At 69.3% G+C, this 8,523-nt stretch carries 9 protein-coding genes; 7 read left to right on the top strand and 2 right to left on the bottom strand.

The window, feature by feature from the left end:
- From AC1DVT_RS15365 to mutM, 6 genes are all read left to right on the top strand, one after another.
- A partial coding sequence (locus AC1DVT_RS15365) for an ATP-dependent DNA helicase RecG (protein ID WP_477389884.1) occupies positions 1-1,356 on the top strand: 1,356 nt, incomplete at its 5' end.
- Between the two features lie 35 nt (positions 1,357-1,391).
- Positions 1,392-1,883, top strand: coding sequence for a pantetheine-phosphate adenylyltransferase (coaD, locus tag AC1DVT_RS15360; protein WP_477389883.1), 492 nt, complete (start codon positions 1,392-1,394; stop codon positions 1,881-1,883).
- 127 nt (positions 1,884-2,010) lie between these two features.
- Positions 2,011-2,499, top strand: coding sequence for a YceD family protein (locus tag AC1DVT_RS15355; RefSeq protein WP_457098369.1), 489 nt, complete (start codon positions 2,011-2,013; stop codon positions 2,497-2,499).
- 29 nt (positions 2,500-2,528) lie between these two features.
- On the top strand, positions 2,529-2,738 hold the full coding sequence (rpmF, locus tag AC1DVT_RS15350; protein ID WP_028495421.1) for a 50S ribosomal protein L32: 210 nt from the start codon (positions 2,529-2,531) through the stop codon (positions 2,736-2,738).
- 13 nt (positions 2,739-2,751) lie between these two features.
- The gene (gene rnc, locus AC1DVT_RS15345; protein ID WP_477389882.1) at positions 2,752-3,438 is read left to right on the top strand and encodes a ribonuclease III; all 687 of its coding nucleotides are present in this window, start codon (positions 2,752-2,754) and stop codon (positions 3,436-3,438) included.
- Entirely contained in the window at positions 3,431-4,351 is a 921-nt protein-coding gene (gene mutM, locus AC1DVT_RS15340; RefSeq protein WP_477389881.1) for a bifunctional DNA-formamidopyrimidine glycosylase/DNA-(apurinic or apyrimidinic site) lyase, read from the top strand. Before rnc ends, mutM begins: the two co-directional genes overlap by 8 nt.
- On the opposite strand, the gene AC1DVT_RS15335 is transcribed toward mutM, so the two are convergent.
- Positions 4,290-5,438 (bottom strand): GNAT family N-acetyltransferase, encoded by a 1,149-nt coding sequence (locus AC1DVT_RS15335; protein ID WP_477389880.1) that lies wholly within the window; start codon positions 5,436-5,438, stop codon positions 4,290-4,292. The genes mutM and AC1DVT_RS15335 overlap by 62 nt on opposite strands.
- Entirely contained in the window at positions 5,431-6,516 is a 1,086-nt protein-coding gene (locus AC1DVT_RS15330) for a GNAT family N-acetyltransferase (RefSeq protein WP_477389879.1), read from the bottom strand. The genes AC1DVT_RS15335 and AC1DVT_RS15330 overlap by 8 nt, the downstream gene beginning before the upstream one ends.
- 849 nt (positions 6,517-7,365) lie before the next feature.
- Here AC1DVT_RS15330 and AC1DVT_RS15325 point away from each other — a divergent pair.
- A partial coding sequence (locus tag AC1DVT_RS15325) for a chromosome segregation SMC family protein (protein WP_477389878.1) occupies positions 7,366-8,523 on the top strand: 1,158 nt, incomplete at its 3' end.

The raw sequence follows: 8,523 nt of genomic DNA, 5'->3' as shown, positions 1-8,523 counted from the left end.
GACCAGCTGTCGGTGGGCGCGCAGATCGAACGCGACCTCGTCGGCGGGTGGCCGATGAACCGGCTCGTGCAGGGTGAGGTCGGCTCGGGCAAGACACTCGTAGCGCTGCGGGCCATGCTGCAGACGGCGCAGAGCGGCGGGCAGTCCGCGCTGATCGCGCCTACCGAGGTGCTCGCGGGGCAGCATCTGCGCTCGATCGCGCGAATGCTCGGGCCCGACCTCGCGCCCGAGCTCATGCCGACGCTGCTCACCGGTCAGATGCCTGCGGCCGACCGGCGCCGTGCGGCGCTGCGCGTCGCCGCCGGTCAGGCGCGGATCGTCGTCGGCACGCACGCCCTGCTGAGCGAATCGACGACCTTCGCCGATCTGGGACTCGTGGTCGTCGACGAACAGCATCGCTTCGGCGTGGAGCAGCGCGAATCGCTGCGCGCGAAGGGCTCGGCCCCGCATGCGCTGGTGCTGACCGCGACGCCCATTCCCCGCACGGTCGCCATGACGGTCTTCGGCGATCTGGACGTCTCCACGATCCGCACCATGCCCGCGGGGCGCGCCGGGATCCAGACGTTCGTCACCCCGCTCGCGGAGCGACCGGGCTGGTTCGCGCGCGTCTGGGAGCGCATCGCCGAAGAGGTCGCGAAAGGACATCAGGCGTTCGTGGTCTGCCCGGCCATCGACGCAGAGGCGGCGACGCGCGACGACACCGCCGACGAGCCGGTCGAAGACGCCGAGCTGCCCACGCGAACGCGCTGGGGGGTCGTGCAGGCGGCGGACCACCTGTCGCGGCATCCGGCTTTCGAAGGAATACGGGTCGAGATCCTGCACGGCAAGATGCCGTCGGACGAGAAGGATGCCGTCATGCAGGCATTCGCCCGCGGCGAGATCGACGTCCTGGTGGCCACGACCGTGGTCGAGGTGGGCGTCGATGTGCCGAACGCCTCCACGATGGCGATCCTGGAGGCGGATCGCTTCGGGGTGTCGCAGCTGCATCAGCTGCGGGGCCGAGTCGGCCGCGGCGGGGTGCCCGGGCTGTGCCTGCTCGTCACCGAGGCCGGCGTCGGAACCTCCGCGCGGGAGCGGGTGGAGGCGGTCGCCGCCACCCTCGACGGCTTCGCGCTCGCCGAGGTCGACCTCGAGCTGCGCGGCGAGGGCGACGTCCTCGGTGACGCGCAGTCCGGTGCGCGCTCGTCGCTGCGCCTGCTCCGCGTGGTCAAGGACGCCGATCTCATCGCGGAGGCGCGAGCTGCGGCCGAACGCGTGCTGGAGGAGGATCCGGCGCTGCAGCGTCACCCCGGTGTCGCCGCCGCGATCGAGCGCCGGGTGGGCATCATCGAGCGTGCCGCCCTCGCCAAGAGCTGACGCGGCACTCTTCCGTCGCTCAGTAGGCTGTGGGCATGAGCAGCAGGATCGCCGTCGTTCCGGGGTCGTTCGACCCGCCGACTCTCGGGCACCTCGACGTGATCCGTCGGGCTGCCTCGCTCTACGACGAGCTGCATGTGCTGGTGGTGCACAACCCGGGCAAGGAGGCGATGCTGCCGATCGCGCAGCGCCTCGCGCTGCTCGAGCAGTCGCTCGCGGAGAGCAACATCGACGGGAACGTCATCATCGCCTCGTGGAGCGTGGGACTGCTGGTCGACTACGCGACCGAGGTCGGCGCAGGCGTGCTCGTCAAAGGCATCCGCTCCCAGGTCGACGTCGCATATGAGACGCCGATGGCGATCGTCAACCGCCACCTCGCCCACGTCGAGACGGTGTTCCTTCTGCCCGACCCCGCGCACGCCCTCGTCTCGAGCTCGCTCGTGCGTCAGGTGGCCGGGCTCGGCGGCGATGTTTCGCCGTTCGTGCCGGCCGCGGTGGCGCGCTTCCTGGGCACCGGCTCGCACTGACCCCAGGAGCCTGACCGCGCGCTCAGCCTCGCGGTGAATGCGCCCGGTAGCATTGGGGATCGTGGCAAGACATCGAACGGGCCCTCTCGACATCGTGGTCCGAGACATCGTCCATCGTCCAGGCGAAATGCGTGAGCACGAGCTTGACGTACCCGCTCCAGCCAAGTGGGGCGAGGGCCTCGTCGCTGTCGCTCAAGGCGAATCGGTGCGCGTGGACGTGCGGCTGGAGTCGGTTCACGAGGGGATCCTCGCGTCCGGTGAGGTCGTCACGAAGTACTCCGGGATCTGCAGCCGGTGTCTCACAGACATTGCAGAGCCGCTCCAAGTCGAGTTTCAGGAGCTTTTCGCGTATCCTGGAGTGGAAGCAGCTGACTTCGAGGTTCAAGACAACCACGTGGATCTTGAAACTCTGGTCAGGGATGCGATAGTCCTGTCGCTCCCGTTTCAACCGGTGTGTCAGCCGGATTGCCCCGGCCTTGATCCGGTCACGGGCGAGCGGCTGGCCGAAAGCGCCGGGTCAGAGCAGTCCGGACCCACCGACCTTCGCTGGGCGGCGCTCCAGGGCTACACCACAGACCACGACGATGAAGCGCTGCGCCCGCCGGGCGCGAGCTGAAGCGTCGAGAACACGGAAGAGAGTAAGCCATGGCAGGTAACCCCCCGAAGCGGAAGGTCTCCCGCTCGAACACCCGGTCCCGTCGCGCACAGTGGAAGGCGGCGCCCATCACGCTGACCACCACTGTCGAGAACGGCAAGGTCGTCTACAGCCGCCCCCACCAGGCGAAGGTCGTCACCGACTCGCAGGGCACCGAGCTGTTCCTCGAGTACAAGGGCCGCAAGGTCGCTGACGTCTGATCGCCTGCAAGGCGTGACTGATTTCGAGGGCGCTGCCCTCGCGCAGAAGCTCGGGGTCGTCATCGATCCCGAGCTTCTTTCGCTTGCCCTGACACACCGCTCCTACGCGTACGAGCACGGTCAGAGCCCGCACAACGAGCGCCTCGAGTTCCTTGGCGACTCGGTGCTCGGGCAGGCCGTCACAGTCCAGCTCTACACCGAGCATCCCGACCTCGATGAGGGATCGCTCGCCAAGCGCCGCGCCGCTGTCGTGTCCACCGTCGCACTCGCCGCGGTCGCCCGACGCATCGGTCTCGGCGAGCACATCCTGCTCGGGCGCGGTGAGGATCAGACCGGAGGACGCGACAAGGACTCGATCCTCGCCGACACGGTAGAAGCCCTGATCGGGGCGACCTACCTCTCGGTGGGACCGGATGCCGCGACCGCCCTGGTGCTTCGCCTCGTGGAGCCGCTGCTCGCCGACGCCGAGCGCTACGGTGCCGCGATGGATCCGAAGACGAGCCTCCAGGAGCTCGCCTCGCACATCGGCGCGGCCGCCCCGCTCTACTCGGTGGTCTCCGCCGGGCCCGACCACGACCGGGTCTTCACCGCGACCGTGAGCGTGGGGACGGTCTCGGCATCCGGAGTCGGCACGAGCAAGAAGCACGCCGAGATGGCCGCAGCCCTCACGGCCTGGCGCGAGCTCAGCGAGCGTGCCTGAGCTTCCCGAGGTCGAAGTGGTGCGTGCCGGGCTCGCCCCGGCGGTCTCGGGCGCCTCGATCGCCGGGGTGTCGGTGCTCGACGAGCGCGCGCTGACCCGGTACGAGGGCGACGGCGCGCAGTTCGAGGCAGCGCTCACCGGACGGCTGATCCGTTCCGCCGCCCGCCGCGGCAAATTCCTCTGGCTCCCGCTCGAGGCGGTCGCCGGCGGCGAGCCGGTGGACGCGATCATCGGTCATCTCGGCATGAGCGGGCAGCTGCTGCTGCGTCCGCCTGGGGCGCCGCTGGAGCGGCACGAGCGCGTGCGCGTGCACCTCGACCACCCCCAGCACGGCGAGCTCGCGCTGATCTTCGCCGATCAGCGCACGTTCGGCTCGCTCGCCCTCGACACGCTCGAGACGACGACGGATGCCGCGCCCGGCGGGCTCGGAACCGAGCTCGCATCGGTGCCGAGCCAGGTGGCGCACATCGCGCGCGACCCACTCGACCCCGCGTTCGACGACGACCGCTTTCGGCGCCTGCTCGGGGTCAAGGACTCGGCGATCAAACGCGTCCTGCTGGATCAGACCGTGGCGAGCGGGGTCGGCAACATCTACGCCGACGAGGCGCTCTGGGCCGCGCGGGTGCATCCCGAGACGCGCGCCCGGGATCTCTCCACCCGCACGGCCCGCCGATTGCTGACCGAGGTCCGTGCCATCCTGCAGAAGTCCCTCGCCGAGGGCGGCACCAGCTTCGACGCCCAATACGTCAACGTCAACGGCCAGGCCGGCTACTTCGAGCACTCCCTGAACGCGTACGGCCGGACGGGCGAGCCGTGCGCGCGCTGCGGCCGCCCGATCGTACGCGTGTCATTCATGAACCGGTCGAGTCACTTCTGTCCACACTGTCAGCGGTCGGCGCGGCATCCGGACTGAGCACCTTCTTCCACGCCCCCGCATAGGACGCCGGCACGAAGCCGATGGCCTCGTTGATGTCGAGCATGTGCCGGTTCTCCTCGGCGTTGAAGGTCGACACGCGCGGCGAATCAGGCACGAGCTCGCGCCAGCGCAGCAGGTTGGCGCACTTCACGATCGTGCCCAGCCGGTGGCCGCGGTGATCCCGGAGCACGAGCGTCCCGTACTGCTGGGTCGCCCCATCGTGCTCGGCGATCGCCAACTCGTTGTAGGCCGCGATCGTGCCGGTCGGCACATGCTGCACACACGCGACCGACACCGTCAGACCTTGGGCCGTCTGGCGGGCGTCCCGACGCTGCACGCGCGCGGCATCCCAGTGCTGTTCATCGATCACGAGCCCGGCCGCAGGAGCGTCGGTGGACATCCGCGCGAGCACCGCGGCGAATCCGTCGAGGTACTCGGTGGGCGTCGGAGCGGTCCACGACACGAGCCGGTAGTCCTCGCCGGCGGCCTGCACCGCGTCGGCGAGCTTCTGCTCGACGATCTCGAACGGACCCCGCAGATCGAACACGCTGTTGCGCTCGACCTGTTCGAGGGTGAACCCGCTTTCGCGCATGAACACGGTCTGCCGATCGTCCGCKGGGATCGCGCCGAAGCCCGTCGGCGGCGCTAAGCGCTGCCCCTGGGTGTCGGGCCGATGCAGCGTCCACGATTGGATCGTGCGGATGCCGCGGGCCCTGGCCTCCGCCTCGACCGCAGCGAGGAGAGCCTCCTCGACGCCCTCTCCCCAGTGCTCGGGGTCGACCATGGGGTCGAACTCGAGGGCGCTGACATCGTCCTCGTTCGAGATCATGATCTTCACGAACCCCAGGATCTGCCCGTCGCGCTCCGCGGCGATGCCGATCTGAGTCCAGTCGGACTGGTCCTGCCAGAAGCCGAAGACCTCCTCGGCCGTCTCGTTCAGGTAGTCGTGGCCGGCATCGGCGACGCAGACCGCGTTCGCGAGGCGCACCATCTCCAGGAACGGACCCGCGTCCGCCGCATCCAGACTCTCCGGGACAGTGATCCGCGAGATCGTCAGGGTTGCGGCATCCGTCAGCTCAGTCATCGAGCACCTTCTTCCACGCGCCCTCGTACGCGATCGGCACGAAGCCGATCGCCTCATTGATGTCGAGCATGGGGCGATTCTCCTCTGCGTTGTACGTCAGCACCCGGGGTGACTGCGGCGCGATCTCGCGCCACGACGCCAGTCCCGCGCACTTGACGAGGGTGCCGAGCTTGTGACCGCGGTGGTCCTTCAGCACGAGCGTGTCCTCCTGGTAGGTGGCCTCGGTGGGATCCTTGCCGATGACCAGCTCGTTGAAAGCGACGAGCTCCCCGGTGGCGATGTGCTGCGCCGCCGTCACCTGGATGCGCCGGCCCACATCGGTGTACTTCGCGTCGTGCTGTGCGATGCGCGCCGCGTCCCACACCTCCTCGTCGAACTCGAGCCCGGCGGAGGGTGCGTCGGTGATCATGCGCGACTTCATCCACGCGTAGCCCAGGGCGAACTCGGGGGGCGTGGGGGCGAACCACTGCACAACCCGGTAGCCGGTGGATGCGGCTGCTGCCTCGGCGCGCAGCCGGTCGACCTGCTCGAACGACCCGGTGAGGTCGAACGCGCTGTTCCGCTCGACCTGCTCGAGGGTGTAGCCGTGCCGCAGGAAGAACCGCGCGGCGTGATCCTCGGGAATGTCGCCGAAGCCGGTGGGCGCCGCGATCCGGGGGCCGGGGGCGGCCGGATGCTCCGCCCAGGCCTGCAGGATCGTCCGGCCGTGCTCTCGGGCTGTCTGCTCGATGAGCGCGTACGCCGCCGATCCGATGCCGCGGCCCCAGGACTCGCGAAGCGTCTCGATGCGCCATTGGGCGACCTTCGATTCGCCCTCCTGGGGCAGCTCGAGCATGACCCGGCCGGCGAAGCGATCGTGGTCGATGACGACCMACATCACGAGCAGCCGGTAATGGTCGGGCTGGAGGTTGGGGAGCAGCTCGTCGGCGGGCACGGATCCGTCGTCGTGCCCCGAGATCTCGCGGTACACGAGGTTGCGGACCCGCACCATCTCGCGGAAGTCGGCGGCGTCGGCGGTGTCGACGGAATCGGGGATGACGAGAGGGCGGAATTCGACGCCGGTGAGTGCGGTGGTCATGAGGGGTCCTTCGGCAGGTGGTGGATCTGTGGGGGTGGGGGTACGCCGCTCGGGCGAGCGGGCGACGGACCCCTGGACGGCAGTCATGACCGAGGGGCCACGAGGGCATTGCGTGCGAAGCGGTGCTCGCGCGCGACGGTGTCTGCCTGTGTGCGGTACGACCGCGAATGCTGTTCGCGATCGAGTGCGAGCCGGGAAGTCCTGGTGCTCCAGAGCACGAGCCGCAGTCCGATGTGGAGTGCGACGCGATCGGCCAGGGAGACGTGCGGAGGGCGGCTCGTCAGCCGCTGCGTATCGGGGATTCCCGACGGGCGCTGCGGCGCAAGGAGTGTACTCATGATGGTTCTCTTTCAGAACGGGTGATGGATGCCCGGACCCGGACGAGTCGGGCGGCCGGTCCCGATGGAATCCGGCAGGGGAGTGCCGTGCCGCAGCACGACGGGCAACAGCGAGGAGACCGGCGATCCGCTCTCGCGCGGAGAGCGGTGCGGGCGGACCACAGCCTCGATGGGCGGAGTCCTGGCCTGCAGCCGGTCAGCTGGCGGTGTGCGTGCGACCGTTCTGGAAGGCGCCGAAGGAGCCGGTCCCCAGAGTGCGCGCACGGAACACACCGCCAGCTGGGGCGGTGCTTTCGAACGTGTTCATGAACTTCATCGGGGACCTCCTCTCGAAACTTCGGATGCGGAGAGTGAGACTAGCGCGGTCTGGAGGCGGACGTCAAGCAGATTCTCAGAATGCGTGGTGACGAGTGTGCCGCGGCATCCTCCCGTCCTCGGCTCGCCTGCACGGCAGGGAGCACCGCCTCGGGTAGCGTATGGCGGTAGTCGACCGGGCTGGAGGACGCATCGCATGCACCTGAAGAGCGTGACGCTCAAAGGGTTCAAGTCGTTCGCCCAGCCGACCGCTTTCGCCTTCGAACCAGGGGTGACGTGCATCGTCGGCCCGAACGGCTCGGGCAAGTCGAACGTCGTCGACGCCCTGGCCTGGGTGATGGGCGAGCAGGGTGCGAAGACCCTCCGCGGCGGCAAGATGGAGGACGTCATCTTCGCCGGCACMGCGACCCGCGGTCCGCTCGGCCGCGCCGAAGTGCAGCTGACGATCGACAACGCCGATGGCGCACTGCCGATCGAGTACGCGGAAGTGACCATCAGTCGCACGCTGTTCCGCAACGGCGCCAGTGAGTACGCGATCAACGGCGACACCTGCCGTCTGCTGGACGTGCAGGAGCTGCTGAGCGACTCGGGTCTCGGCCGGGAGATGCACGTCATCGTCGGCCAGGGCCGGCTGGACAGCGTGCTGCAGGCCTCCCCAGAGGAGCGCCGCGGATTCATCGAGGAAGCCGCCGGCATCCTCAAGCATCGGCGCCGCAAGGAGAAGACGCTCCGCAAACTCGATGCCATGGAAGCCAACCTCACCCGGTTGAGCGATCTGGCGGGGGAGCTGCGGCGCCAGCTCAAGCCGCTGGGCCGTCAGGCCGAGATCGCCCGCGAGGCGGCGACGATCGCCGCCGTCGTGCGCGATGCCAAGGCGCGACTCTTCGCCGACGAGCTGGTCGGGCTGCGCACCGAGCTCGCCGATCATGCCCGCAGCGAGCACGAGCGGCACGCCGAGCGGCTGGTGCTCCAGGAGCAGCTGGACGACAGCCGCCTGCGGATCGAAGGGCTCGAAGCAGCGCAGCGCGCCGAAGGCGTGGACGAGGCGCGGCAGGTCGCCTTCGCCCTGGAGCGCGTGCAGGAGCGCGTGCGCGGCCTTTACTCGCTCGCCGGGCAGCGGCTCGCGCTGCTCTCCGACCGCCCCGACGAAGACCTCGCCGATCGCGCGACGGTGTCGCAGTCGACGATCGACGACGTCCGAGACGAGATCGAGGAGATCGCCGCAGGGCTGGGCGATGCGCAGGATGCCGCGACCGCCGCAGCCCGTGATGTCGTGCGTGCCCGCGGAGACCTGGATGCCCTCGACTCCGACATCGCGGCGCAGAGCGCGCTGGTCTCGGAGCACGAGATGCGC

The organism is Microbacterium sp. P2_F9 (assembly GCF_056403635.1).
This window is presented reverse-complemented; position numbering and strand designations above follow the sequence as displayed.

What these genes read in the sequence shown, in the direction of transcription:
- coaD (WP_477389883.1), top strand. Translation starts at nt 1,392, where the DNA reads ATGAGCAGCAGGATCGCCGTCGTTCCGGGGTCGTTCGACCCGCCGACT.
- AC1DVT_RS15355 (WP_457098369.1), top strand. Translation starts at nt 2,011, where the DNA reads ATGCGTGAGCACGAGCTTGACGTACCCGCTCCAGCCAAGTGGGGCGAG.
- rpmF (WP_028495421.1), top strand. Translation starts at nt 2,529, where the DNA reads ATGGCAGGTAACCCCCCGAAGCGGAAGGTCTCCCGCTCGAACACCCGG.